At 71.1% G+C, this 25,484-nt stretch carries 22 protein-coding genes; 8 read left to right on the top strand and 14 right to left on the bottom strand.

Translation table 11 applies throughout. The features are described from left to right. Positions 1-106 precede the first annotated feature (106 nt). Positions 107-685 carry a histidine phosphatase family protein gene (locus ACFWP5_RS42070; protein ID WP_384169656.1) on the top strand — a complete coding sequence of 193 codons (579 nt, stop codon included), beginning with the start codon at positions 107-109 and terminating at the stop codon, positions 683-685. 37 nt (positions 686-722) lie between these two features. Here ACFWP5_RS42070 and ACFWP5_RS42065 read toward each other — a convergent pair whose 3' ends face one another. Both ACFWP5_RS42065 and ACFWP5_RS42060 read right to left on the bottom strand, forming a co-directional pair. After that, on the bottom strand, positions 723-1,850 hold the full coding sequence (locus ACFWP5_RS42065; RefSeq protein ID WP_384169650.1) for a cytochrome P450: 1,128 nt from the start codon (positions 1,848-1,850) through the stop codon (positions 723-725). A gap of 100 nt (positions 1,851-1,950) precedes the next feature. After that, positions 1,951-2,961, bottom strand: coding sequence for a DUF2278 family protein (locus tag ACFWP5_RS42060; protein WP_384169654.1), 1,011 nt, complete (start codon positions 2,959-2,961; stop codon positions 1,951-1,953). Positions 2,962-3,163: 202 nt separating this feature from the next. Here ACFWP5_RS42060 and ACFWP5_RS42055 point away from each other — a divergent pair, with 202 nt between their 5' ends. Beyond that, positions 3,164-3,604, top strand: a complete 441-nt coding sequence (locus ACFWP5_RS42055; protein ID WP_384169648.1) for an SRPBCC family protein — start codon at positions 3,164-3,166, stop codon at positions 3,602-3,604. A 101-nt stretch (positions 3,605-3,705) separates the two neighbouring features. Here the strand turns inward: ACFWP5_RS42055 and ACFWP5_RS42050 are convergent, their stop codons facing one another. Next, a complete protein-coding gene (locus ACFWP5_RS42050; protein WP_384169646.1) occupies positions 3,706-4,347 on the bottom strand; it encodes a LysE family translocator in 642 nt (213 codons plus the stop codon). Between the two features lie 146 nt (positions 4,348-4,493). On the opposite strand from ACFWP5_RS42050, the gene ACFWP5_RS42045 reads away from it, so the two are divergent. Next, positions 4,494-6,662, top strand: a complete 2,169-nt coding sequence (locus tag ACFWP5_RS42045) for a PQQ-binding-like beta-propeller repeat protein (protein ID WP_384169644.1) — start codon at positions 4,494-4,496, stop codon at positions 6,660-6,662. A gap of 10 nt (positions 6,663-6,672) precedes the next feature. Here ACFWP5_RS42045 and ACFWP5_RS42040 read toward each other — a convergent pair whose 3' ends face one another. The 5 genes from ACFWP5_RS42040 to ACFWP5_RS42020 all read right to left on the bottom strand — a co-directional run bounded on the left by ACFWP5_RS42040 (position 6,673) and on the right by ACFWP5_RS42020 (position 13,357). Beyond that, on the bottom strand, positions 6,673-7,824 hold the full coding sequence (locus ACFWP5_RS42040; protein ID WP_384169642.1) for an XdhC family protein: 1,152 nt from the start codon (positions 7,822-7,824) through the stop codon (positions 6,673-6,675). A gap of 46 nt (positions 7,825-7,870) precedes the next feature. Further along, complete coding sequence (locus tag ACFWP5_RS42035; protein WP_384169640.1) at positions 7,871-9,331, bottom strand: NCS2 family permease; 1,461 nt, start codon at positions 9,329-9,331, stop codon at positions 7,871-7,873. 155 nt (positions 9,332-9,486) lie between these two features. Beyond that, positions 9,487-11,871 (bottom strand): xanthine dehydrogenase family protein molybdopterin-binding subunit, encoded by a 2,385-nt coding sequence (locus ACFWP5_RS42030; RefSeq protein WP_384169638.1) that lies wholly within the window; start codon positions 11,869-11,871, stop codon positions 9,487-9,489. Positions 11,872-11,873: 2 nt separating this feature from the next. After that, positions 11,874-12,467: a (2Fe-2S)-binding protein gene (locus ACFWP5_RS42025; RefSeq protein WP_384169636.1), complete on the bottom strand. Its 594-nt coding sequence runs from the start codon at positions 12,465-12,467 to the stop codon at positions 11,874-11,876. Continuing rightward, entirely contained in the window at positions 12,467-13,357 is an 891-nt protein-coding gene (locus ACFWP5_RS42020) for an FAD binding domain-containing protein (RefSeq protein WP_384169634.1), read from the bottom strand. Before ACFWP5_RS42020 ends, ACFWP5_RS42025 begins: the two co-directional genes overlap by 1 nt. A 302-nt stretch (positions 13,358-13,659) precedes the next feature. Between ACFWP5_RS42020 and ACFWP5_RS42015 the strand changes: the two genes are divergently transcribed. Together ACFWP5_RS42015 and ACFWP5_RS42010 are read left to right on the top strand one after the other, a co-directional pair. Beyond that, positions 13,660-15,333, top strand: a complete 1,674-nt coding sequence (locus tag ACFWP5_RS42015) for a PucR family transcriptional regulator (protein WP_384169632.1) — start codon at positions 13,660-13,662, stop codon at positions 15,331-15,333. A 114-nt stretch (positions 15,334-15,447) separates the two neighbouring features. Continuing rightward, complete coding sequence (locus tag ACFWP5_RS42010) at positions 15,448-16,230, top strand: hypothetical protein (protein WP_384169630.1); 783 nt, start codon at positions 15,448-15,450, stop codon at positions 16,228-16,230. Position 16,231: 1 nt separating this feature from the next. Here ACFWP5_RS42010 and ACFWP5_RS42005 read toward each other — a convergent pair whose 3' ends face one another. Both ACFWP5_RS42005 and ACFWP5_RS42000 read right to left on the bottom strand, forming a co-directional pair. After that, on the bottom strand, positions 16,232-16,501 hold the full coding sequence (locus ACFWP5_RS42005) for a hypothetical protein (protein WP_384169628.1): 270 nt from the start codon (positions 16,499-16,501) through the stop codon (positions 16,232-16,234). A 128-nt stretch (positions 16,502-16,629) separates the two neighbouring features. Then, positions 16,630-17,436 carry a GntR family transcriptional regulator gene (locus ACFWP5_RS42000; protein ID WP_384169626.1) on the bottom strand — a complete coding sequence of 269 codons (807 nt, stop codon included), beginning with the start codon at positions 17,434-17,436 and terminating at the stop codon, positions 16,630-16,632. Between the two features lie 157 nt (positions 17,437-17,593). Between ACFWP5_RS42000 and ACFWP5_RS41995 the strand changes: the two genes are divergently transcribed. Then, positions 17,594-18,442, top strand: coding sequence for a (2Fe-2S)-binding protein (locus ACFWP5_RS41995; RefSeq protein WP_384169624.1), 849 nt, complete (start codon positions 17,594-17,596; stop codon positions 18,440-18,442). Between the two features lie 303 nt (positions 18,443-18,745). After that, positions 18,746-19,792 carry a DUF2637 domain-containing protein gene (locus tag ACFWP5_RS41990; RefSeq protein WP_384169622.1) on the top strand — a complete coding sequence of 349 codons (1,047 nt, stop codon included), beginning with the start codon at positions 18,746-18,748 and terminating at the stop codon, positions 19,790-19,792. 86 nt (positions 19,793-19,878) lie between these two features. Here ACFWP5_RS41990 and ACFWP5_RS41985 read toward each other — a convergent pair whose 3' ends face one another. Both ACFWP5_RS41985 and ACFWP5_RS41980 read right to left on the bottom strand, forming a co-directional pair. Next, entirely contained in the window at positions 19,879-20,331 is a 453-nt protein-coding gene (locus ACFWP5_RS41985) for an ATP-binding protein (RefSeq protein WP_384169620.1), read from the bottom strand. Between the two features lie 485 nt (positions 20,332-20,816). After that, a complete protein-coding gene (locus tag ACFWP5_RS41980) occupies positions 20,817-21,287 on the bottom strand; it encodes a hypothetical protein (protein WP_384169618.1) in 471 nt (156 codons plus the stop codon). 147 nt (positions 21,288-21,434) lie between these two features. Here ACFWP5_RS41980 and ACFWP5_RS41975 point away from each other — a divergent pair, with 147 nt between their 5' ends. Then, positions 21,435-22,655 carry a helix-turn-helix domain-containing protein gene (locus ACFWP5_RS41975; protein ID WP_384169616.1) on the top strand — a complete coding sequence of 407 codons (1,221 nt, stop codon included), beginning with the start codon at positions 21,435-21,437 and terminating at the stop codon, positions 22,653-22,655. An 11-nt stretch (positions 22,656-22,666) separates the two neighbouring features. On the opposite strand, the gene ACFWP5_RS41970 is transcribed toward ACFWP5_RS41975, so the two are convergent. Continuing rightward, the gene (locus tag ACFWP5_RS41970; protein WP_384169614.1) at positions 22,667-24,409 is read right to left on the bottom strand and encodes a pyruvate dehydrogenase; all 1,743 of its coding nucleotides are present in this window, start codon (positions 24,407-24,409) and stop codon (positions 22,667-22,669) included. Between the two features lie 73 nt (positions 24,410-24,482). Continuing rightward, positions 24,483-25,445: a protein phosphatase 2C domain-containing protein gene (locus ACFWP5_RS41965; RefSeq protein ID WP_384169652.1), complete on the bottom strand. Its 963-nt coding sequence runs from the start codon at positions 25,443-25,445 to the stop codon at positions 24,483-24,485. Positions 25,446-25,484: the final 39 nt, after the last annotated feature.

Raw genomic sequence — 25,484 nt, 5'->3', positions numbered from 1 at the left:
AAGGAGTTGTGCTCGACCGCGATGTCGGGACACCCTCCCGGCCGCCCCCACCCCGAGGTGCATGGGAGACGATGGCCCGCACAGCCCGCAGAACTGGAGCGCCGAAGTGACCAGCCGTATCACCCTGATCTCGCCGGCGATGAACCGGTCCCTGCGGGAGGCCCGGTTCGACGACGGCAGCCCGCTCGACCCGAGCGGAGCCGCCCGCGCCGAGTCCGCCGCCGGTTCGCTCCGGGCGGCCGACCGGGTGCTGGTCTCCCCCACCGCGCGCTGCCGGGAGACAGCGTCCGCCCTCGGCCTCGCGGCCGTGCCGGAGCCCGAGTTGGCGGGTCTGGACATGGGGCGTTGGCGGGGCCTGACCCTCGACGAGGTGATGGAGCGGGAGCCGGACGCGGTGATGTCCTGGCTGACGGACCCGGACGCGGCACCCCACGGCGGGGAGTCGGTACGGGCGTTGTGCGAGCGGGCGGCGCGGTGGCTGGACGCGGCGGCCGGCTTCGAGGGCGGGACACTCGCCGTGGTCGAGCAGGAGATCGTACGGGCCCTGGCGGTCACGATCCTCGACGCACCCGGGCCCGCCTTCTGGCGGCTCGACGTACCGCCGCTGACCGCGACCGACCTCAGCGGGCAGTCCGGGCGATGGAATCTGCGGCTCGGGCGGGACCTGGGGACCGACGTGCGCTAACGCGATGGGGGGCCATTCCGCGGCCACCCCTACTCGACTATACACTTAGCGTATACTCGCCGTGTATAGCCCCGGCATGCCCTCTTTGAGGTCTCTGTACAAGAAGAGGGAAAGACCCCGGGCCGGGTTGCGTGCCGTCAGCATGTTTGGGGCGGTCGCCGCACTGGCCCCGTCGTCGAGCGACTGCACCGAAGGCGACGAACAGCGGTGCCCCGGCGGGGAGTTCGGTACCGGCGAGGACGATCGGCCGGGTGGTGACCCTGCGGAAGCCCTGCAGCGCGGTGTCGTAGCGGGCCGCCTCCTCGATCGCCGCGGGGATGCGATCGGGCTCGGCGCAGAGCAGCTCCCACTGGTCCGGGTGACGGAGGAGACGCAGGACGGTCGTGCCGATGAGCGCGGTGGTGGTGAGGTGGCCGGTGATGAGCAAGTTCTGGAGGTGGGCGACGAGTTGGTGCCTGTGCTCCGGGGTCAGTTCGCCGTCCTCCTCCTCGGTCACCGAGGCGATCAGTTCCGTACAGAGATCTGGGCGGGGCCGCGCGTGCCGCTCCTGTACGTACCGGTCGAGGATGCGCTGCATCGCGACGACGTCCTCGGCCGCGGCGATCTGCGCGTCCTCCTCCAGCGGGCGGAACAGCAACTCCTCGGCGCGGTGGCCCCCGTGGACGACCCCGGGCACATCGGCGGGGTCGAGGCCTACGATCCTGCCGACGACCTCGCCCGGGAGCCGCCTGGCGTACGCCGACATCAACTCGACGTGTCCGTGCCTGCGTTGCCCCTCCGCGAACGCGTCGACCAGGGCCGAGGCGCGCTCGGCTGCGTACGGCAGGGCCGCCGCGACCCGGGCCGGCGAGAGGCCGCGGACGATCGGTGCGCGCAGCTGCTGGTGCTGTGCGCCGTTCGCGGTGACGACGACGGGGCGCCCGCCGAACCCGCCGCCGAGGACGGCGAGCGCGGCGGGCGCCGGCAGTACGTCGGGCCGTAGGGCCACCGACGAGGAGAAGCCCTCGGGGCGGCGCAGGACTTCGCGTACGTCGGCGTCCCGGGCGACGAGCCAGGCGTCGAGCTCGGCAAGGTGGGTGAGGCCCTCGGTCTGCCGCGCCCGCGTGTAGACCGGGTACGGGTCGCGCTGCAAGTCGTCGAGCCTGGCGTGCAGTTCGCGGCCCACGGGACACCCTCCGGCCGGTGGTGCGGTGCGGGTCGGGCTCATCGTGCCGTAGGGGTGCGGGAGCGCGGCAGGGAACTTCCGGGCAGCTCGGCCCAGTTGGTCAGAAGACCACGGTCCAGCCCTCGCGTGCGGACTGGTCTGCGGTGTACGAGACGCCGTGGACCTTGAGGCCGTTCGCGTCGAGGAGGGTGATCTCGCCGCCTTGGTTGCCGAGTTGGACGCCGTCGGTGAGCGGGACGACCAGGGTGGCACCCGCGGCGAGGGGGCCCGGCGGTACCGCGCAGGAGTGGCCGAGCCGGTTCCGGACACGCCAGCCGGTCGGGTCGAGCGGATCGGGCGAGGCGTTGAGGAGTGTGACGCTCTCCGTCTCGGGCGCCGGGCCGCGCGGGTTGACCAGGGCCGCCACGACGCGGACGGGCTGGCTGCCGGGGTCTGGGCGTGAACCGTCGGTGCCCTCCAGCGTGTGGCCGGTGGTGTCGTCGGTATGCCAGGACTGGCTCTGGAAGGCGAGGAAGATGCCGACCCAGCGGGACTGCGCCGGGAAGTGGATCAGGAGGCCGCCGTCCTGCCAGACCCCGTCGTCGCCGCTGAAGCGGCGGCTGTTGCCCTGGTTCATGTGGATGTCGTGGACGCCGTTGCCCGGCAGGAAGCCGAACACCTTGTCCTTGACGGTCGGTTCGGGGCCGAAGCGCTCGCCGAAGACGTACAGCCGGGCGTCCGGGTCGTCCACCGCGCGTCGTACGTAGTGGTCGAGGAGGTCGGCGAGGTCGTTGTCCGGGCCGCTCGCGTCCGGGGGCAGGGTGCGGAGTTGCGCCGGGTCGAAGAGGTTGCCGCGCACGAAGTCGAGGTTCGGACCACCTGGTCCGGGCAGCAGGGTGTTCCAACCGCTCGGGAGGCCCTCCAGGCGGGCCGTGACCGGGTGTTGGAAGTCCTCGCTGACGAGGTAGAGCAGCTCGGAGGGCTGCTCCGCGGACAGGACGTTGACCGCGGCGCGGAAGTGTGTGCCCGAGTCGTCCGTGAGATGGATCTGGTAGTGCGGTGTGCCGGCGGCGCCTTCTCGCCTCGTGTCCACCGCGCGCGTGATCAATACGCCATAGGCCTTCAGTGGCATGACGACCAACTCCCCCTGCGGGCAAGCGGGATGCCCGCCCATGAGGGAAAGCGTAGGGGGGAGCCGCCCGCTCCGGCCGGGACGCGGGGAAACTCGGGGCGGCTGTCCGGTGTACGTCTGCGTACCTATGAACCGCTAGGCCATGGGTGTGAGCCGCCAATGAAAGTACCGCCGATCAAGAAGCGTTCTCTACGATCCATACATGGTCAACTTCCGTCTCGAACGCACGGCTCCGCTTCCCCTTGAGGAGGCGTGGCGCCGGTTGACGGAGTGGCCACGCCACGCCGATGTGGTGCCGCTGACCCGGGTCACCGTGGTCACTCCCCCGCCGACCCGCGAGGGCACGGTCTTCGTGGCCCGCTCCGGGCTCGGCCCGCTCGGCTTCGACGACCGGATGGAGGTCACCGTGTGGCGCCCGCCGACGGACGACGAGCCGGGTCTGGTCCGGCTGGAGAAGCGCGGGCAGGTCGTCACCGGCTGGGCGGAGATCGAGGTGCGGCCGGGCCCGGGGGGCCGTAGCCGCGTGGTCTGGCAGGAGGAACTGGCGGTCCGCTTCCTGCCGCGCCTCTTCGACCGGCCGCTGGAGTGGGCGGCGCGGTCGATGTTCGGGCGGGCGGTGAACGGGCTGTTGAGACGGGCGTGAGGGTCTCTGTCCTCGCGGCCGGTCAGCGGTCCAGTCCTACGCGCTTCCACCCGGCCGACGATCTCAGTCCTTCCGTCCTCGGAGTCGTCTCAAGGCTCGTCTCAGTCCTTCCGGCCGGTCACCGCGACCGTCACCCCCAGCCCGATCATCGTGAGCCCCCCGACCCCGCCCACCGCGGACAGCCGCCGCGGTGACCGTGCGAACCAGTCCCTGGCCGTGGACGCGACCAGCCCCCACACGCTGTCCGAGGCCACGGCGATGAGGTTGAAGACCAGGCCGAGGAGCAGCATCTGGCTGGTGACATGGCCCTGTTCGCGGTCCACGAACTGGGGCAGTACGGCGGCGAAGAACACGATCGTCTTGGGGTTGGCCACTCCGACGGCGAACCCCTCCCACAGCGTGCGCAGACCGCTGTGCGGGGCCGCCTCCTCCCCCGCGAACGCGGCCCGCAGCGAACCGCGTTGGCGCCACGCCTTCACCCCGAGGTACACCAGGTAGACGGCGCCGGCGAGCTTCAGTGCCGTGAAGACGAGCACCGAGCGTTCCACCAGCGAACCGACGCCGAGCGCGACCGCCACGACGAGCAGATACGCGCCGAGCGTGTTGCCCACCACGGTGGTCAGCGCGGCCCGGCGGCCGTGGGCCAGCGCCCGCCCGATCACGAACAGCACGCTGGGCCCGGGGACGATGATCAGCAGGAAGGACAGGGCCGCGAAGGCGAGCAGTCGGTCGGTGGACACCATGGGCCCATGCAAGACGGGGACGCCCCGGGCCCGCAACCCATTTCCCGGTCCCACGAGGTCGATGTCCGGTGAGAGGAACAAACGCTCTAGTGTGATGGCCCTGAAGGGCCCTTGTAGGCACGGGAACCAGGAAAGGTGACCGGCGAATGTCGCTTCGCCCCGGGGATACGGAGTCCATAGGCGGTTATGCGCTGGTCGACCGGCTGGGCAGCGGCGGGATGGGCGTCGTGTATCTCGCGCGGTCGGCTTCGGGGCGGCAGGTCGCTGTCAAGGTCGTGCACGCGCAGTACGCGCTGGACGAGGAGTTCCGAGCTCGGTTCCGGCAGGAGATCGCGGCCGTCCGCCGGGTGAGCGGCGCCTTCACCGCCCCCGTCGTGGACGCCGACCCCGACGCCGAAGTCCCCTGGATGGCCACGCTCTACGTGCCCGGCCGCACCCTGGCCGAAGTCGTCGAGAAGGACGGCCCGTTGGGCGGACAGGCACTGCGCACCCTCGCACTGGGACTCGTCGAGGCACTGCGGGACATCCACCAAGCGGGCGTCGTACACCGGGACTTGAAACCCAGCAATGTCCTGCTCGCCGAGGACGGCCCCCGCGTCATCGACTTCGGCATCTCCCGCGCCGCCGACAACCAGGCCCTCACCGTGACCGGTCGGCTGATCGGCACCCCGCCCTTCATGTCTCCCGAGCAGTTCGCCGCGCCCCGGGACGTCACCGCCGCCTCCGACGTCTTCTCGCTCGGCTCTCTTCTCGTGTACGCGGCCACCGGCAACCGGCCCTTCGACGGCGCCAGTCCGTACCTGACGGGCTATCAAGTCATGTACGAGCAACCACGGTTGGACGGAGTGCCCGAGCCGCTGCGGAGCATCGCCGAGCGCTGCCTCGACAAGGACGCGACGGCCCGTCCCCAACTGGCGGAGCTGCACGGCATGTTGCTGACCCTGCCCGAGTCCGGGTCCGGGCCCACCACCGTGGCGGCCTTCCCGCGAACGGCACGCCGCGCCCGCCCGGACACTCCCGCTCCCACGACCGTCCCCGACAACGGACCGCGCCCGCGCCGAACGCGGCGAATCGTCATCGCCCTCGCCGGCGCGCTCGCCGTCACCGCCCTCGGCCTCACAACCCTGCACTGGGTCTCGGACGGCGACACCAACTCGGGCACACCCACCGCGTCCACGGGCTCCTCATCCCCCGCCGCCGTAGCACTGCCCACCGGCTGGAAGCCCTGGCGGGTGAGCCTGCTCACCGCCAAGACGGGCAACCCCCTCGACTACGGCGAGTCCGGCTGTGTGGCGGGCGGCAACGCCACCGTGTACTGCGCAGGCACCGGCTCCACCGTCACCGCGCTCGACGCCGCGTCCGGCCGGATCGGCTGGCGGTCGGGCACCAGCCCGGAGACCTCGCGCCCCGTCGGCGTCCGGGACGGCCGCGTCTACACCTACGTCAAGCCGGACTCGTCCCAGAGCTACATCGCCCGACGCCTGGTCGCCCTGGACGCGAAGACGGGCACTCAGCTCTGGAAGCAGCCGGTCAGCGAGGACCACAACGCCGTCCTGTTCGACGGCGGCGTCCTGGCGATGGACGTCAAAGCCACGCGGTTCGTCGCCTACGACAAGTCCGGCCACCAACTCTGGACCGCCGCCGCGCAGTCGAAGGCCGGCACCGACTGCACCCCGACCGTGCTGGACGGCGCTCCCTACGGCCTGTGCATGCCGGGGGACGATCCCTCCAAGGGCGATGTCAGCCTGCTGCGTCTCGACCCGAACACCGGCACGCCGAGGGAGATCACCCAACTGCCCACGGGAGCCGTGCCGTTGGGTGTCGTCTCCGGGCGGTTGATTTTCGCGGTGCCGAAGTTGGCGGAGAGCTCGTTCGGCAGCGGCGAGGACCAGCCGTACACGACCCTGGAAGAGGTGGACCCCGTCGGCGGGGGCCTGCGGGTCCCGCTGCCGGGCACAACGCGCGGCACGCCCACCCTCGACAAGGGCGTCGTCTACTTCGTCCGCCCGAACGGCACGGTCACCGCCGTGCGCGCGACCGACGGCAAGCGGCTGTGGCAGCGGGAGACGGACACCGAGAACCTCTCGACGCCGGTGTTCTCGGCGAAGTTCAACAGGCTCTACTTCTCGAATCAGTTCGGCCGCCTGCTGGCCCTGGACCGGAGCACCGGGGTCGTCAAGTGGCGTACGTCCGCGCTGGCGAACGCCGGTGACTCGACGAACGACACCACGCCGTACGTCCTGCTCGTCAAGGACGCGCTCGTGGCCGTGGCGGGCGACACGGCGTTCTCGGTACGGCCACCCGCAACGCGCTGAGCCGCGCCGCTCAGGCCACCGAACCGATCCGCCCCGCGGGCAGCGCCGTGGCGTCGTGGTGGATCGGGGTGTGCGCGCCGGTGAGTGAGATGCCGCTGCCGCCGCGCCTGTTGGCGACGATCTCCGCGGCGATCGACAGGGCAGTCTCCTCGGGTGTGCGGGCGCCGAGGTCGAGGCCGATCGGGGACCTGAGGCGCGCCAACTCCATTTCCGTGACACCGACTTCGCGCAGCCGCTCGTTGCGGTCGAGGTGGGTGCGGCGGGAGCCCATCGCCCCGACGTACGCGACCGGGAGGCGGAGGGCGAGTCGGAGCAGGGGTACGTCGAACTTGGCGTCGTGGGTGAGGACGCACAGGATCGTGCGGGCGTCGACGTCCGTGCGGTCGAGGTACTTGTGGGGCCACTCGACGATGATCTCGTCGGCGTCGGGGAAGCGGGTCCGGGTCGCGAAGACGGGGCGGGCGTCGCACACCGTCACCTGGTAGCCGAGGAACTTGCCGATGCGGACCAGTGCGGAGGCGAAGTCGATCGCGCCGAAGACGATCATCCGGGGCGGCGGCACCGAGGACTCGACCAGGACCGTGAGCGGGGCCCCGCAGCGGGAGCCCTGCTCGCCGATCTCGACCGTGCCGGTGCGGCCCGCGTCCAGATGGGCACCGGCCTCGGCGGCGACCGTGCGGTCCAGTTCGGGGTGGGCGCCGAACCCGCCGTCGTAGGAGCCGTCGGGGTGGACGAGGATCGCCCGGCCCAGCAACCGAGTTGGGCCCGACACGATCCGGGCCAGTGCCGCCGCCCCGCCGCTCGACGCGGCCGACAGGGCTGCGGCGACCACCGGGCGGGCGGGGTCGCCGACCCGTACCGGTGTGACGAGGATGTCGATGACTCCGCCGCAGGTCAGACCCACGGCGAAGGCGTCCTCGTCGCTGTAGCCGAAGCGCTCCAGGACGGTTTCGCCGTCCGCGAGGGCCTGTTGGCACAGGTCGTAGACCGCGCCCTCCACACAGCCCCCGGAGACCGAGCCGATCGCCGTGCCGTCGGTGTCCACCGCGAGGGCGGCTCCGGGCTGGCGGGGTGCGCTGCCGCCGACGGCCACCACGGTGGCGACGGCGAAGTCGCGGCCCTGCTCGACCCACCGGTGCAGCTCTTCGGCGATGTCCAGCATCTCTCGGTCTCCTAACGGGGTTGAGGGGAAGGGGCGTTGGGGGCTGCTAGTGCACGCCCAGCCAACTCTCCACCGGGTTGAGGGCGAAGTACACCAGGAAGATGACCGTCAGGCCCCACATGAAGGCGCCGATCTCCCGCGCCTTGCCCTGGGCGGTCTTGATGGCGACGTACGAGATGACTCCCGCGGAGACGCCCGCGGTGATGCTGTACGTGAACGGCATGACAACTACCGTCAGAAAGACAGGGATCGCGGTGGCGCGGTCGGCCCAGTCCACGTGCCGGGCGTTCATCAGCATCATCGAGCCGATGACGACCAGCGCGGCGGACGCGACCTCCTGCGGGACGATCGCGGTGAGCGGGGTGAAGAAGAGACAGGCCGCGAAGAACAGGCCGGTGACGACCGAGGCGAGACCCGTTCGGGCGCCCTCGCCCACTCCCGTCGCCGACTCGATGAAGACCGTCTGGCCGGAGCCGCCCGCCACGCCGCCGATCGCGCCGCCGGCGCCGTCGATGAACAGCGCCTTCGACAGACCCGGCATCCGGCCCTTGTCGTCGGCGAGCTTCGCTTCCGTGCCGACGCCGATGATGGTGGCCATCGCGTCGAAGAAGCCGGCCAGCACGAGCGTGAACACGATCATGCCGACCGTCATCGCGCCGACCTTGCCCCAACCGCCGAACTCCACATGGCCGAAGAGCGAGAAGTCCGGCATCGAGACCGCGCTGCCGTGCAGTTCGGGGGCGGCGCCGCTGGCCCACTGCTGGGGGGCGATGACCCCGGCGGCGTTCAGGATCGCGGCGACGACCGTGCCGCTGATGATGCCGATGAGGATGGCGCCGGGCATGTTGCGGGCCTGGAGCATGAAGATCAGGAGCAAGGTGCCGGCGAACAACAGGACGGGCCAGCCCGCGAGTTCACCCGCCGGGCCCAGGGTGAGCGGGGTCGCCTTGCCCTGGTGCACGAAGCCGGACTTGTAGAAACCGATGAGCGCGATGAACAGGCCGATGCCCATCGTGATGCCGTGTTTCAGCGCGAGCGGGATCGCGTTCATGATCATCTCGCGCAGGCCGGTGACGACGAGCAGCATGATCACCACGCCGTACATCACGCACATGCCCATCGCCTGCGGCCAGGTCATCTGCGGGGCGACCTGCGAGGAGAGCACACCGGAGACGGAGAGGCCGGCGGCGAGGGCGAGGGGCACCTTGCCGACGAAGCCCATCAGGAGGGTGGTGAAGGCCGCCGCGAACGCGGTCGCGGTGATCAGCCCTTTCTGGCCGAGCGTGTCCCCCGCGACGTCCTTGCCGGACAGGATCAGGGGGTTGAGCAGCAGGATGTACGCCATCGCCATGAAGGTGGTGACTCCGCCGCGCACTTCACGCGCGACGGTCGATCCCCTGCGGGATATGTGGAAGTACCGGTCGAGCCAGGACCGGCCGGCCGGGACGCGGGTTCCTTCACCCGAGTCCTCGGCGGCGGTCCTGGGTTCCACTGACTGCTGGGTCATGGGGCCATCTCCCAAGGTTCACAGGGACACCCGTCGGCCGGCTCGGCGGCGCGCGGGATTTGGGATGGACGACCCGGGGGACGGCCCGAGACGAACAATGGGGGCCTGGGGGGACCAAGTCCCCCCAGGGCGTGACCGGTTGGGACCCGGTGGGGTCATGTGCCCGTGAGGTGCTCCGGGCGTACCGGTGTCCTGTTCAGTTCCAGCCCGGTCGCGTTCCGGATCGCCGCGAGGACGGCCGGAGTCGACGACAGGGTGGGTGCCTCGCCGACGCCGCGCAGCCCGTACGGGGCGTGCTCGTCGGCGAGTTCGAGCACATCGACCGGAATGGTCGGGGTGTCGAGGATCGTGGGGATCAGGTAGTCCGTGAAGGAGGGGTTGCGCACCTTCGCGGTCTTCGGGTCGACGATGATCTCCTCCATGACCGCCACGCCGAGACCCTGGGTCGTACCGCCCTGGATCTGGCCGATGACGGACAGCGGGTTGAGCGCCTTGCCGACGTCCTGCGCGCAGGCCAGTTCGATGACCTTGACCAGGCCGAGTTCGGTGTCGACCTCGACGACGGCGCGGTGCGCGGCGAACGTGTACTGGACATGGCCGAAGCCCTGTCCGGTACGGAGGTCGAAGGGCTCGGTCGCGCGGTGCCGCCACTCGGCCTCGATCTCGACGGTCTCACCTTCGAGGACGTCGACCAGATCGGCGAGCACCTCGCCGCCGTCGGTGACGACCTTGCCGCCCTCCAGGAGGAGTTCGGCGGTGGCCCAGGCCGGGTGGTAGGTGCCGAGCTTGCGGCGGCCCATCTCCAGGACCTTCTCGCGGACCAGCTCGCAGGAGTTCTTGACGGCGCCACCGGTGACGTACGTCTGCCGGGACGCGGAGGTCGAACCGGCGCTGCCCACCTGCGTGTCCGCCGGGTGGATCGTCACCTGGGTGACGCCCAGCTCGGTGCGGGCGATCTGCGCGTGGACGGTGACACCGCCCTGGCCGACCTCCGCCATCGCGGTGTGCACGACGGCGACGGGCTCGCCGCCGGCAACTTCCAGGCGGACCTTGGCCGTTGAGTAGTCGTCGAAGCCCTCGGAGAAGCCGACGTTCTTGATGCCGACCGCGTAGCCGATCCCGCGGACGACGCCTTCGCCGTGCGTGGTGTTGGACAGGCCGCCGGGCAACTGCCGTACGTCGGGGGCCTCTCCGGCCGCGAGCCACTGCTGCTCGGGCGGCATGGGCATCGCCTTGACGCGGCGCAGGAGTTCGGCGACCGGGGCCGGGGAGTCGACCGGCTGCCCGGTCGGCATGATCGTGCCCTGCTCCATCGCGTTGAGCTGACGGAACGCGACCCGGTCCATGCCCACCTTGTCGGCGAGCTTGTCCATCTGGGCCTCGTAGGCGAAGCACGCCTGGACCGCGCCGAAGCCGCGCATCGCGCCGCAGGGCGGGTTGTTGGTGTAGAGCGCGATGGCCTCGATGTCGACGTCGTCGATCACGTACGGTCCGGCGCCGAGCGACGAAGCGTTTCCTACGACCGCCGGGGAGGCCGACGCGTAGGCGCCGCCGTCCAGGACGATCCGGGCCTTGAGGTGGGTGAGCTTGCCGTCCTTCGTCGCGCCGTGCTCGTAGTAGAGCTTGGCGGGGTGGCGGTGGACGTGCCCGAAGAAGGACTCGAAGCGGTTGTAGACGATCTTCACCGGCTTGCCGGTGCGCAGGGCGAGCAGGCAGGCGTGGATCTGCATCGACAGGTCCTCGCGACCGCCGAACGCGCCGCCGACGCCGGACAGTGTCATGCGGACCTTGTCCTCGGGCAGCCCGAGCACGGGCGCGATCTGCTTGAGGTCGGAGTGCAGCCACTGGGTCGCGATGTAGAGGTCGACGCCGCCGTCCTCGGAGGGCACGGCGAGTCCGGACTCCGGGCCCAGGAACGCCTGGTCCTGCATGCCGAAGGTGTACTCGCCCTCGACGATGAAGTCGGCGCGCTCCCGGGCGGCCGCCACGTCACCGCGGACGATCGGCTGGCGGTGCACGATGTTGGGGTGCGGGACATGGCCGATGTGGTGGTCGTCGCGGCCCTCGTGGATGAGGATCGCGTCCGGCGCGGTCGCGGACAACTCGTCGGTGATGACCGGGAGTTCGCGGTACTCGACCTTGATCTTCGCGGCGGCGCGGCGCGCGGTCTCCGGGTGGTCGGCGGCGACGATCGCGACCGGCTCGCCGTGGTGGCGGACCTTGCCGTGCGCGAGGACCGGGGTGTCCTGGATCTCCAGGCCGTAGTTCTTCACGTCGGTCGGCAGGTCGTCGTACGTCATGACGGCGTAGACGCCCGGGGTCTTCAGCGCCTCGACGGTGTCGATGGAGACGATCTCGGCGTGCGCGACCGTGGAGCGCAGGATCTGGCCCCAGAGCATGTCCTCGTGCCACATGTCGGAGGAGTACGCGAACTCGCCGGTGACCTTGAGGGTGCCGTCCGGGCGGAGCGTGGACTCGCCGATGCCGCCCCTCGTTTTGGAGCGCTGGGTGAGGTTCGTGGGGGTGCCGGTGGTGCCCATCGTCAGACCGCCTCTCCCTGCCGGGCGGCCGCCAGGCGGACCGCGTCCATGATCTTCTCGTAGCCGGTGCAGCGGCACAGGTTGCCCGAGAGCGCCTCGCGGATGTCCGCGTCGGTCGGGGTCGGGTTGTGCTCCAGCATCTCGTCGGCGGCGACGAGGAGTCCGGGGGTGCAGAAGCCGCACTGGACGGCGCCGGCGTCGATGAACGCCTGCTGGATGGGGGCGAGTTGGGTGCCCTCTCCGGTCTGGGAGTCGGTCGGCTTGGGGTGCCAGGTCGGGGACCCACCCTGAGAAAGTGTGTCACTTTTCGCGGAAGTGTCACACTTTTCCGCACCACATGCCCGCTGCCGGGCGTAGTCCGCGAGCCCCTCGACCGTGACCACCTCGCGGCCCTCGACCTGGCCGGCCGCGACCAGACAGGAACACACCGGAATGCCATCGAGCCGGACGGTGCAGGAACCGCATTCACCTTGCTCGCAGGCGTTCTTGGAGCCGGGCAGCCCCATCCGCTCCCTCAGCACGTACAGCAGGGACTCGCCCTCCCACACGTCGTCCGCTTCCTGCGGGCGGCCGTTGACCGTGAAATTGACGCGCATCAGGCGACTCCCTCCGTGCGGGCGGCGGTGCCGCGGTACGACTCCCAGGTCCAGGTCAGGGTGCGGCGGGCCATGATGCCGACCGCGTGGCGGCGGTAGCTCGCGGTGCCCCGGACGTCGTCGATCGGGTTGCAGGCGGCGGAGCACAGGTCCGCGAACTGCTTGGCCACCGACGGGGTGATGATCTTCCCGTTCTCCCAGAAGCCGCCCTCGTCGAGCGCGGCGTTCAGGAACTCCTCGGCGGCCTTCGCCCGGACGGGGGTCGGCGCGGCGGATCCGATGCCGGTGCGGACCGTGCGGGAGGCGGGGTGCAGGGCGAGGCCGAAGGCGCAGACCGCGATGACCATCGCGTTGCGGGTGCCGACCTTGGAGTACTGCTGGGGGCCGTCCGCCTTCTTGATGTGCACGGCCCTGATCAGCTCGTCGGGGGCGAGCGCGTTGCGCTTCACGCCGGTGTAGAACGCGTCGATCGGGATGAGCCGCGTGCCGCGCACCGACTCGGCCTCGACCTCGGCGCCGGCCGCGAGGAGCGCGGGGTGGGCGTCGCCGGCCGGGGAGGCGGTGCCGAGGTTGCCGCCGACGCCGCCGCGGTTGCGGATCTGCGGGGAGGCGACCGTGTGCGAGGCGAGGGAGAGGCCCGGCAACTCGCCGCGCAGGTTCTCCATGATCCGGGTGTACGGGACCGAGGCCCCGAGCCGCACGCTGTCAGCGCCGACCTCCCACTCGTAGAGGTCGCCGACGCGGTTCAGGTCGAGCAGGTACTCGGGCCTGCGGTGGTCGAAGTTGATCTCGACCATCACATCGGTGCCGCCCGCGATGGGTACTGCGGTGGGGTGCTCGGCCTTAGCGGCGAGCGCCTCCTCCCAGCTGGCGGGGCGAAGGAAGTCCATGACCGGCTCTCTTCTTCGTCTCGTGGGTCGTACGGATCAAGCCAGTTCGTGTGCGGCGGGTCCGGCTCGTTCATGTGCTGTTAATGCAGCGTGAGGTCAGTACACAGCGCCGTGCGCGGAGCGGGTCAGTCACGGAAACCATGAAGGAGTTGGCTGGCCAGCGCGGGCATCTTGTAGATTCGTATGAACAGAGGTCATCAGTAACCCCTCCGATTCCCTGTGGAAACGTGGGAAACAGCCCCGCACCCACAGCACCTCTTGGTTCATCGTAGTTTTCTAGACAAAGAACGGCGGCGACGGCGATGCGGCTGCGCGCACTTCTGGACACCGATGCGCTGGGGCTGCGGCTGCTCGGCGGCGAGGACGAGCTGGATCGCACGGTCCGCGGGGTGATGACCACCGACCTGCGGGACCCCAGCCGCTACCTCTCGGGCGGCGAGCTGGTCCTGACCGGCCTGGCCTGGCGCCGCAACGCCTCCGACACCGAGCCGTTCGTACGGCTCCTGGTGTCCGCCGGGGTGGCCGCGCTGGCCGCCGGCGAGGCCGAGCTGGGCGCCATCCCGGACGACCTCATAGCCGCCTGCGCCCGGCACCGGCTACCGCTGTTCGCGGTCAACGAGTCGGTGGCGTTCGCGACGATCACCGAGCATGTCGTACGGCAGGTGTCCGGCGAGCGGGCCGGTGATCTCGCGGCCGTGGTGGACCGGCACCGCCGGATGATGACCTCGGGCCCGGCAGGGGGCGGCCCGGACGTGGTCCTGGATCTGCTGGGCTCAGACCTGGATCTGCGGGCGTGGGTGCTGTCGCCGACCGGGCGGCTCATCGCGGGCTCGAAGGTGTCGGGGCCCGCGCTGCCCGCCGACGTGTGCGCGAAGCTGGCCGCCGAGCAGCTGACCGCCGCCCGCACGGGCCGCCGGGGACCGCACCGGCTGGCGCTGGGCTCCTCGACGTACTCCCTCTTCCCGATCCGCGGCGGCGGGCGCTCCCCGCAGGGCTCGCGGGACGTGCGCGAGACGGTGCTGTCGGACTGGCTGCTCGCGGTCGAGGCGGACGCCGGGGACTGGCCCGACGAGCGCCTCGACCTGCTGCAGGGCGTCACGCAGCTGATCGCCGTCGAGCGGGACCGGCGGGACGCGGCACGCACGGTCCGCAGACGGCTCGCGCAAGAGATCCTGGAACTGGTGCAGGCAGGTGCCGCGCCGTCCGAGATCGCCGCGCGCCTACGGGTCGCCGCTCCCGTCCTGCTGCCCGGGCTCGGGGCGGCCCCGCACTGGCAGGTGGTCGTGGCCCGGGTCGAGTGGGACGGCGGGGACATCGAGGCCGGTCCGGTCGCCCAGGCGTTGCTGGAGGAGATCCTGGTCGACCCGCTGGCGACGGGCCCCGAGCCCTCCGACCGTATCGCCGTGGCCCACACGGGCGACGAGGCGATCGCGCTCGTACCGCTGCCCGCGGTGTCGGCGGAGCACGACGGCTCCGAGTCCGGAATCCACGCGGACGTGCTCCTGGAGGCTGTACGAGATCCGCTGTCGGCCGGCCTCGACGACGACGGGCGGGTCACGCTCGGGGTGAGCGCGGCGGTGCACTCGGCGGAGGGACTGCGCGGGGCGCTGGAGGAGGCGCGGCACGCGCGCCGGGTGGCCGCAGCGCGCCCTGGGCGCGTGTGCGCGGCCGGGCACCAGGAGCTGGCCTCGCACGTCCTCCTGCTGCCGTTCGTGCCGGACGACGTACGGCGGGCCTTCACCGCGCGCCTGCTCGACCCGCTGCGCGACTACGACCGCCGGCACCGCGCGGAGCTGATCCCGACGCTGGAGGCGTTCCTGGAGTGCGACGGTTCCTGGACGCGCTGCGCGACCCGGCTGCACCTGCACGTCAACACGCTGCGCTACCGGGTCGGCAGGATCGAGCAGTTGACGAGTCGTGACCTCTCGCGCCTTGAGGACAAGCTGGATTTCTTCCTGGCGCTGCGGATGAGCTGACCCGAAGATCCCACGACTTTGTGAATTCTTTCACCCACCCTCTTGGCCAGGCCCTACGATCCGTGCTGAGATGCCACCACTCAACAGCTCAATGGTGTGCTCGGGGAGGGCAACGTGGCGCATTCCGCCATGTCTGGATACGGAACGACCGAAGGTGACGATCCCCTCCAGACCGCGGTGTGGCGGCTGCGCTCGCGGGCCTGCTGGGCCGACGCGGCGGCGCTGCTGCGGCCCGACACCGCGGCACCGGCCCTTCAGCGGACCGCACTGTTCGTGGAGCGGTGTCTGTACACCGAGCAGGGCTGGGAAGAGGCCGACGACGCGCTGCGGACGGCCGAGGCGCTGGCCCACAGTGACGAGGAGCGGGGCGCGGCGGCCTGCGAACGCGGGTATCTCGCGTACGCGGCCACGCTGCACTCGGTGCGCGACCGGGCGGACGAGGCGCGGGCCGCGCTCGGGCGGGCGGCGGCGCTGATCCCTCCGGGCGGTTCGGGGCGGGCCTTGCTGGACTTCCGGCGGGGGCTGGTCGCGGAGAACCTGGCACGGTCGCCGCAGGCCGCGCGGGCCGCGTACCGGCGTGCCCACGCGGGGGCCGCCGACCAGGCCGACCCGCTGTTGCTGTCGTTCACCTGGCGCCATCTGGCCGGACTCGCCCTGCGGGACGGGGAGTTGGCGGAGGCCCGGCACGGCTTCGCCGAATCGCTGCGCATCCGGGAGGAGTTGGGCTACCTCGTCGGTACGGCACCGGCCCTCGCGTCGCTCGCGGACGCGGAGTCCGAGCCGGAGGCGTCCCGGTTGCGCGAGGAGGCGCGGCGGCTGTTCCGGCTGCTCGGGGGCGTACCGACGTGGCTGGCACGGCAGTTGGCGGTGCCCGCGCCGGGTGCGGCCACGGCGTAGGTCAGGAGCCGTTCGTCCGGTTCTGCACGACGTTCACGACGTGGTGGACGAACTGCAGGACGGACGCCCGGAGTTCGGGGTCGCGGGCGACCAACACCCCGACGGCGACGAGCAGAAGGAAGGACAGGAGGCTGCCACCGCGGCCGGAGTGGCCGCGTCGGGCGCCCATCTGCGCGGCGCGCATCCCGTCCTGCGCCGCCTGTCGGGCCGACTGCTCGGCACCGCGCCGTGCGGCCTGTTGTGCGGCTTGCTGGCCCGGATTCGGAAACATCGGCGTTCTCCCCCGCGGATCGGTCGTCCCTTTCCGTGGGGCACGTCACCGCCGGTCGGCCGGGTTCCCAGCGCGGCCCACGGTCGCCGGACCCGGACCCGCTCGTGACCGGAGTCACATATTCGAAGTCACGCGGATCCCGCGAAGTGCTCCTGCACCAGTGACCGCACCGCGTCCCACTCCCCCGCGGCCAACGCGTCGAGGAGCGCCAGGTGTTCGGCCGCGTCCGCGACCAGGTCGGCCCGGCCGCGCGTGACGGGACCGCCGACCAGCGGCCACTGGGCGCGCCGGTGCAGGTCCCCGGCGATCTGGACGAGCTGTTCGTTGCCTGCGAGGGCGAGCACCGCGCGGTGGAAGGCCCGGTCGGACTCGGCGTACGTCGCCCGGCACCCGGAGGACGCGGCGCGGGCGGTCCCCTCGGCCAGCGGGCGCAGGTCGGCCCAGCGGGCGGCGGGCACGGTACGGGCGAGACGGAGCATCACGGGGACCTCGATCAGGGCGCGGATCTCCGCCAGCTCGGCGAGTTCGCGGGCGCCCCGCTCGACCACGCGGAAGCCCCGGTTCGGTACGACCTCGACGGCACCCTCGGTGGCGAGCTGCTGCATGGCCTCGCGCACGGGGGTCGCGGAGACGCCGAACCGGTCGCCGAGCGCGGGCGCGGAGTAGACCTCGCCCGGCGTCAGCTCGCCGCCGACGAGCGCGGTGCGCAGCGCGTCCAGTATCTGACCGCGCACGGAGGGCCGCTGAAGAACCTGCCGGGGGCGCGGGATCGGCGTCTCGCTGTGCGTGTGCTCACCGCGCACGTCGCCGGCTCCGTGCGCGAGATCCCGGGCCCGGTCCACGTCGGCGGCGCGCTGCTGCGGCGGCACCCGGGACCCCCGGGTCCGCGGATCCGGAATGCCCGTCCCGGCGGAGCCCTGCGTGCCCTGCTTCACGGGTCCTCCTCCGGACGTGTCGGTACTTGGGGTCATTACGGCGTCTTGTTACTCGTCCGTCAAGCACCTTAGGCGCAGATCGGACTAGTTCAAATCCAAGGCGGGTTGGGTAAGGTAAGCCTTACCTCTAAACCAACGGCGAATCGGTGGTCCCGGCATGCCCCTGCCTTCTTCGGCCGTAGCGGACGCCTACGCCCGCCTCACCGAGGTCATCCCCGGGCTCGCGATCACCGAACTCACCCCGGAACAGCCGACCCCGACCGGCGGCGGCTGGATCTCCGCGGCGGCACTCGCAGAGGGCGGGGCGGGCCTGGAGGCGTTCCTGGCCCGGGACGACGCCCAGGTCCTGCGCGACCACGGCCGCCGGGGCCGCCCGGACGTGATAGCCACCTTCGGCCTGCACCGCTACGCCTGGCCGGTCGTCCTCCTGTTCACCGTCCCGTGGTTCCTGCACCGCCGGGTCCCCCGCCTCCCCGTGACCCACATCTCCTACGACCGCACGGCCGAGGGCCTCGACATGGGCCGGCTGGCCGTCCGCACCGACTCCTTCGCCTGCCTGCCCGGCGACCCGGCGGCGGCGCTGCCCGGCGCGCGGGTGGTCGCCGACGAGGAGGCGCTGCGGACGGAGGTGCGGGCCGCGGTCGCCGAGCACATGGAGCCCGTCCTGGCCGGCTTCGGCCCGCGGATGCGGCGGCGGGGCCGCGCCCTGTGGGGCATGGCTACCGACGAGGTCGTGGAGGGGATCTGGTACGTCGCCGATCTCTTCGGCGAACAGCCGCGGGCCGTACGGGAGTTGGAGCGGCTGCTGCCGGGTGCGACCAAGCCGTACGTCGGGTCCGCCGCGTTCCGTGAGGTGACCGGTCCCGACGGCGAGGCGCTGTCCACGCGGGACCGGGCCAGTTGCTGTATGTACTACACGCTGGACACCGAGGACGCCTGCGCGACCTGTCCGCGCACCTGTGAGACGGAGCGGGTCACCAAACTGCTGGCTGCCGCCGTGAGTTGAGGGACCCTCAGTCACACGCCCCACTCGGGGCCCGCTAGGATCAGCCGCGAACGAGGCGCCCACCCGGTTACAGGGGATTCACAACTTCCTCACTTGCCGCAGGAACTTTCCGTGGAACCACCCGTACGGGTAGTCTTATTCGAACTCAACTCCCGCCCCTCAAGCGGCAGTTCGAGCAGAAAGCCGCCCTGGGCATCCCCTTGCACCTCCTTGGCGGCCTCTTGCCCCGAAAACGCCTGAGGGCCGTTGGGATTGGGCCACTATGGCGGGCGTTACGCCCTATCCCAATGCAAGGGACCCCAGATGAGACTGACCGACATATCGCTGAACTGGCTGCTTCCCGGCGCCGTACTGCTCCTGGGCATGCTGGCGGCTGTGGCGGTGCTCGCGCGGAGCAAGCGGTCCGGCGGGGAGCACGCGAAAGACGACTCGTGGGAGCGCACGGAGGAGCGCCGCAGGCGCAAGGAGGCCATATACGGCGCCGCCTCCTATCTCCTTCTGTTCTGCTGCGCGGCGGTCGCCGCCGCACTCTCCTTCCACGGACTGGTCGGCTTCGGCCAGGAGAACCTCGGCCTCACCGACGGCTGGGAGTACCTGGTCCCGTTCGGCCTGGACGGCGCGGCCATGTTCTGCTCCGTCCTCGCGGTGCGCGAGGCGAGCCACGGCGACGCCGCACTCGGCTCCCGGATACTGGTGTGGACGTTCGCGGCCGCGGCCGCCTGGTTCAACTGGGTGCACGCGCCCAGGGGTATCGACCACGCGGGCGCTCCGCAGTTCTTCTCCGGCATGTCGATGTCGGCCGCTGTCCTGTTCGACCGCGCGCTGAAGCAGACCCGCCGTGCCGCGCTGCGCGAGCAGGGTCTGGTGCCGCGTCCGCTGCCGCAGATCCGTATCGTCCGCTGGCTGCGGGCCCCCCGGGAGACCTACAGCGCCTGGTCGCTGATGCTCCTGGAGAACGTGCGCAGCCTGGACGAGGCGGTCGACGAGGTGCGCGAGGACAAGGCGAAGAAGGAGGAGACCCGACTGCGCCGGCGCGACCAGCAGCGGATCGAGCGGGCCCAGCTCAAGGCCATAAGCCGGGGCCAGCGCGGCCTCATCGGACGGGGCGGCGGCCGGTCGCCGGAACCGCAGGCTCTGGAGCGCGGTTCCGCCTCCGGACAAGCATCCGCGGAGCCTGCTCTATCGACGCCGGAACAACTGCCGGTTCGCACGCGTCCCTCACTCCAGCCAGTCCGCGGGGCATCTGACCCGATAACCGTCGACCTCACCGCCGAGGACGACACCATGGCCCTGCCTCGGCTCGACTCCCTGGAGCGCAAGCTCAAGGACCTGGAGCAGCAGTTCGGCTGAGCCCAGAGCTGAGAACCTGAGATCCGGGACCGGGCGACAACGGGACGGGGGCGGAGCCCAGTTGGGCTCCGCCCCCGTCCCGTTGCTCATGCCGCGTCCGAATCCAGCTCGAACCAGACGGACTTGCCCACCCCGTGGGCCGACACTCCCCAGGCGTCCGCGAGGGACTGCACCAGGAACAGGCCCCGCCCGTGCGTACCGTCGTCGGCGTTCGGTACGCGCAGTCTGGGCCTGCGGGCCACGAAGTCCCGTACCTCCACGCGCAGTCCACGGGGTCCGACGGTCGCCGTGAGCACGGCGTCGTGGTCGGTGTGGATCAGCGCGTTGGTGACGAGTTCACTCGTGAGCAGCTCCGCTATCTCCGATCGTCCCGGCCTCCCCCAGTGCCGTAACAGTTCACGCAACGCCCTGCGCGCCTCGGGCACCGCCCGCAGGTCCGCGCGTCCGAGTCTGCGCCTCAGTTGAGGCGGCTGCGCCGGTTCCGTGGCGCTGTCGGCCTCGTCCTCCGCCGCTTTCGCCGAGGAGGCCCCGATCGCCATGGGACCGCCCCCTCGCGCTTGCCTTTTCATGACCCCCGCCTGCACGCCGGTTTCCGGTTCCCTCCTGCTCGAACACGTTCACGGGGATCCATGCCCTCGTCGGGAACAGGGCAGTCATGTCGCATCGTCAACGACCGGGTGTTCGGCCACGGACGCTGCGTAACCGGCGGGGCGGAGGAATCGGAGGGAGTGCTGTCCGAAGCGTCGAACAGCCACCGTGCGGAGCATGCGACCCGGGTGGGGCGGTCGGGGCGTTCCCCTCCGGAATGTCATGGCTCCCGGCCTCGGGACCAGACACCCCGTGACGCCCTGACCACCGGCGATCGAACCGACTGCCCATGCGCGGCTGCCGATCCGGCCGTAGTCCGCGAAGGCGTGGGGCGCTTGGTCCCCCCGGACCTCCCCCGAGGCCCACGCTCCGTGAAACTGGCCGGAATCAGCCGCTCAGGAACCGGGATCGGCGCCTTCGGACCGCGCTGCGGGGTCTACTTGCCGCCGATCCCCTTCGTACCGATGTGGATGATCTTGTGGGTCGTACGGGTCATGTCGACGACCAGCTTGGTGGTGTCCCCGCCGCCCCAGGTGAGGGTGATCGAGGCCTCCGTGTAGTCGGCGGTGCCGTTGTCGGTGACCTTCCAGCTCATGGGCGTGTTCTGGGCCTGGAGAACGCCGTCCGCGTGGTTCTTCGCCTCCCAGGCCTTCAACTCCTTCAGGTAGGCGGGGGTGAGGTAGTAGCTGCGCAGCTCCGTGGCCAGCTTGCCGCCGCCGCTCTCCAGGTCGCTCTCGGCGTCGATGTAGGCGCCGTAGAAGTCGGCGATGCGGGTGATGTTGTCGTCCGGTGAGCCGCTCACGGTGCGCGGGGCGCCGGCGGAGGCCTGGGCCGCCACACCCAGCCCGAGGGCGAGGGCGAGGCCGGCGGCGAGGGCGGTGCGGCGCGTGGCCTTCTTGCTGTTCACGTGTGTTTCCCCGTTTCGGGTCGGTGCCGTGCTGTGGTCGGACCGAGCTTCGGCGCCCGGCCCGGGCGACCGCAATGACCGACACCGACTCCGCAACGGTGGAACCGTCCCACCCCGTCTGACCTCCTGGTATATGGCGTGCCTGGGATGCCGTCCTGGGACGCGACACGCACGGGGGCAACGGTGTCGGGCGAGGGCAAAGGCAAGGACGTCGAGGAGTTCGCGGCGCTGCTGCGACGGCTGAAGGCACGCACGGACCGCAGCTACAGCCAGCTGGCCCGCCGCCTGAACATGAACGCCTCGACCCTGCACCGCTACTGCGTGGGCGAGGCGGTCCCCCTCGACTTCGCCCCCGTGGAACGCTTCGCGGCGCTGTGCGGGGCGACACCGGAGGAACGGCTGGAGCTCCACCGGTACTGGATCCTGGCGGTGGCGGCGCGACAGCGGCGACGCGATGCGGGGGTGACGGGGGCTCCGGTCGCGGGGGCAGCCGAGGGAGTGGTGGAGGGGCCGGTGCCCGATGTCGCCGAGCCGCCGGTGGCCGTCGCCGACGATGCCCGTGAACCCGCTGCCGCCCGGTCGCCCCGGTACCGGCGGCGGCTCACGCTGACGGCCGCCGCCGTGTGCACGGTGCTCGCGGTGTGGGGCAGCCTGTCGGCGGTGTCCACGCACGACACGGCCACGTCCAGAACCGGTGTGAGGACCGGGGTCAGGACCAACACAGGCGCTACGGCCAAGACCTCACCGTCCGCCCTCCCCGCGCCCCTCACCTGGACCGCCGACTCCCAGGTCTGGGAGATCGGCTGCGACCACGACTACGTCATCGACAAGGCACCGAAGGACGTACCGCCGCCTCCGGTCCAGCAGGACGCCGGGCCCTGGGCGGCGACCCAGCACGCGGTGCACGGCGGGCAGACGGACGTGGAGATCTCGGTGCAGGGCAGGACCTCAACGGCCGTGGTCCTGAAGGCACTTCGGGTCCGGGTCGTCGGCCGTACGGCACCCGCCCCGGGCACCGCCTACTCGATGGCCCGGGGCTGCGGCGGGGACATCTCCCCGCGCTACTTCGGCGTGGACCTGGACGCCCACCGCCCCCTGGTCCGCCCCGAGCCGGGCGGCGACATGGGCAAGACGGTCCCGGCGGTGCACCTGCCCTACCGGGTCTCGGCCACGGACCCGGAGGTCCTGCTGGTCAAGGCCCGCGCCGGGACCTGCGACTGCCGCTGGTACCTCGAACTCGACTGGTCCTCCCAGGGCCGCACCGGCACCCTCCGCATCGACGACCACGGCGAGCCGTTCCGCACCAGCTCGATCAAGGGCCTGCCGCACTACTGGTACGGCGAGCACGGCTGGACCCCGATCGGCTGAGCGCGGACCGGTCAAGGGCGGGGCACGTTGCGCAAGTTGGCGCGGGCCATCGTCAGCATGCGGCCGACTCCCCCGTCCAGCACGATCTTCGACGCGGAGAGCGCGAACCCGGTGACCATCTCGGCGCTGATCTTCGGCGGGATGGACAGGGCGTTGGGGTCGGTGACGACGTCGACGAGGGCCGGGCCCTTGTGCTTGAAGGCGGCCTTCAGGGCGCCTTCAAGGTCCTTGGGCTTCTCGACCCGCACACCGTAGGCACCGCAGGCGCGCGCCACGGCGGCGAAGTCGGGGTTCTTGTTGGTGGTGCCGTACGACGGGAGACCGGCGACCAACATCTCCAACTCGACCATGCCCAGGGAGGAGTTGTTGAACAGGACGACCTTCACCGGCAGGTCGTACTGGACGAGGGTGAGGAAGTCGCCCATCAGCATGGAGAATCCGCCGTCGCCCGACATCGACACGACCTGGCGTTCGGTGTCGGTGAACTGGGCGCCGATCGCCATCGGCAGCGCGTTCGCCATCGAGCCGTGGGAGAACGAACCGATGATGCGGCGGCGGCCGTTGGGCGTGATGTAGCGCGCGGCCCAGACATTGCACATCCCCGTATCAACGGTGAACACGGCGTCCTCGTCGGCGAGTTCGTCGACCACGGCGGCCACGTACTCGGGATGGATCGGGACGTGCTTCTCGACTTTCCGCGTGTACGCCTTGACGACACCTTCCAGCGCGTCGGCGTGCTTCTTGAGCATCCGGTCGAGGAACTTCCGGTCCCCCTTCGGCTTCACCCGCGGAGTGAGACAGCGCAGCGTCTCCTTCGCGTCGCCCCACACGGCGAGGTCCAACTTCGAGCGCCGGCCGAGGTGTTCGGGCCGTACGTCGATCTGGGCGATCTTCACGTCGTCGGGGAGGAAGGCGTTGTACGGGAAGTCGGTGCCGATGAGGATCAGCAGGTCGCACTCATGGGTGGCCTCGTAGGCGGCGCCGTAGCCAAGGAGACCGCTCATGCCCACGTCATACGGGTTGTCGTACTGAATCCACTCCTTGCCGCGCAGGGCGTGTCCGATCGGGGACTTGATCTTTCCGGCGAACTCCATGACCTCGGCGTGCGCGCCGGCGGTGCCGCTGCCGCAGAACAGGGTGACCTTCTCCGCCGCGTCGATCATCTCGACGAGCTTCTCGATCTCGGCGTCACCGGGGCGGACGGAGGGCCGAGAGGTGACGAGGGCGGTCTCGGCGGCCTTGTCCGGGGCGGGCTCGGAGGCGATGTCGCCGGGAAGCGAGACGACGCTGACACCGGACTGGCCCACCGCGTGCTGGATGGCGGTCTGGAGGAGCCGGGGCATCTGCTTCGGGTTGGAGATGAGCTCGCTGTAGTGACTGCACTCCTGGAAGAGCCGGTCGGGGTGGGTCTCCTGGAAGTACCCGAGGCCGATCTCGCTGGACGGGATCTGCGAGGCGAGGGCGAGGACCGGGGCCATGGAGCGGTGGGCGTCGTAGAGACCGTTGATGAGGTGCAGGTTTCCGGGGCCGCAGGAGCCGGCGCAGGCCGCGAGCTTCCCGGTTATCTGCGCTTCCGCGCCGGCGGCGAAGGCGGCGGTCTCCTCGTGCCGTACGTGGATCCAGTCGATGGCGGAGTTGCGGCGGATGGCGTCGACGACCGGGTTGAGGCTGTCGCCGACGACGCCGTAGAGGCGCTTGACTCCGGCGCGGACGAGGATGTCGACGAACTGTTCGGCAACGTTCTGCTTGGCCATGGTTCTCGCGTGCCCTTCGGTTTCCTGTGTCCTACGGATCCCTCTGGGTTCCATGAATTCACAGCCTCGGCGCTCACGCCTCCCAAACGGCGGCGGCCGTGCGGTCGTCGGCATGACCCTTGACCCGCACTTGGATGTCGGCGAGGAACGCGGCCAGGCCGGGCGGGGTGCGACCGGACCACCGCTCCGACAGATGCGCGGACAGCTCGGGCTCGCCGCGCAGCGGTTCGGCGAGGCCGCCGGTGCACATCAGGAGCGTGTCACCCGGCCGGGCGACGGAGGCACGGAAGCGGAAGGGTTCGCGGGGCGGTTCGGGGGCGGGTTCGTACGGGCTCGGGGGTGTCGGGATGCCGAGGTCCATGGTGAGCCGGTCGCCCTCGGGCGTCTCGGCGGCCTGCGAGCCGAAGCCGACGACGGCCTCGCCGGTCAGGTCGCCGACGGCGGGCTCGATGTCCTGCCACTCCCCGTCGCGCAACCGGAAGAGCCCTCCAGGTCCGACACCGAAGAACACGCGCGTACGGCACTCCGGGTGGGCGGGGAGAAGGAGACAGCGCAGGCCGGCCGAGTACTCCTCGGGGTCGATGCCCTGTTCGGCGGCGCTGGCGCGGAGTTTGCCGAGGCTGCGGTCGGTGAGCCGGTGCAGGCCGGATTTCAGGTCCCCGCGCCGCGCGGCGCGAATGTCCTCGGAGAGCCGCGCGTGGCTCCGCCCGACGGCCCGCGCGATCCAGTCACAGGCCTCGGCGGCGGCCCGATGCGCCCCCGGCGTGGCCCGGGCCCCGGTCGCCATCGCCACCAACACCAACGCCTGCTCCCCGACCCCGAACCGCGCGGTCAGCAACGAGTCCCGCCGCGGCTCCCCCCTGAACCGCGCGGAGTCCCCGCGCACGGAAGCGGCCCTGATCGTGCTCGTCCCGTACCGCGCCCCGTCCAACACGGTGTCCGCGACCAGATCGTCGAGCTCGTCCGGGTCGGCGAGCGGGAGCGCGGTGGGCTCGGCGTCGTAGGTGGGGGGACGGTGGCTGTCGAGTATACACATAAACGAGCCCACGAGACCGCGCGTGGTCGGGGATGGCGT

Origin of the sequence: Streptomyces sp. NPDC058469 (assembly GCF_042721125.1) — a bacterium.
Taxonomy (GTDB): Bacteria; Actinomycetota; Actinomycetes; order Streptomycetales; family Streptomycetaceae; genus Streptomyces.
This window is presented reverse-complemented; position numbering and strand designations above follow the sequence as displayed.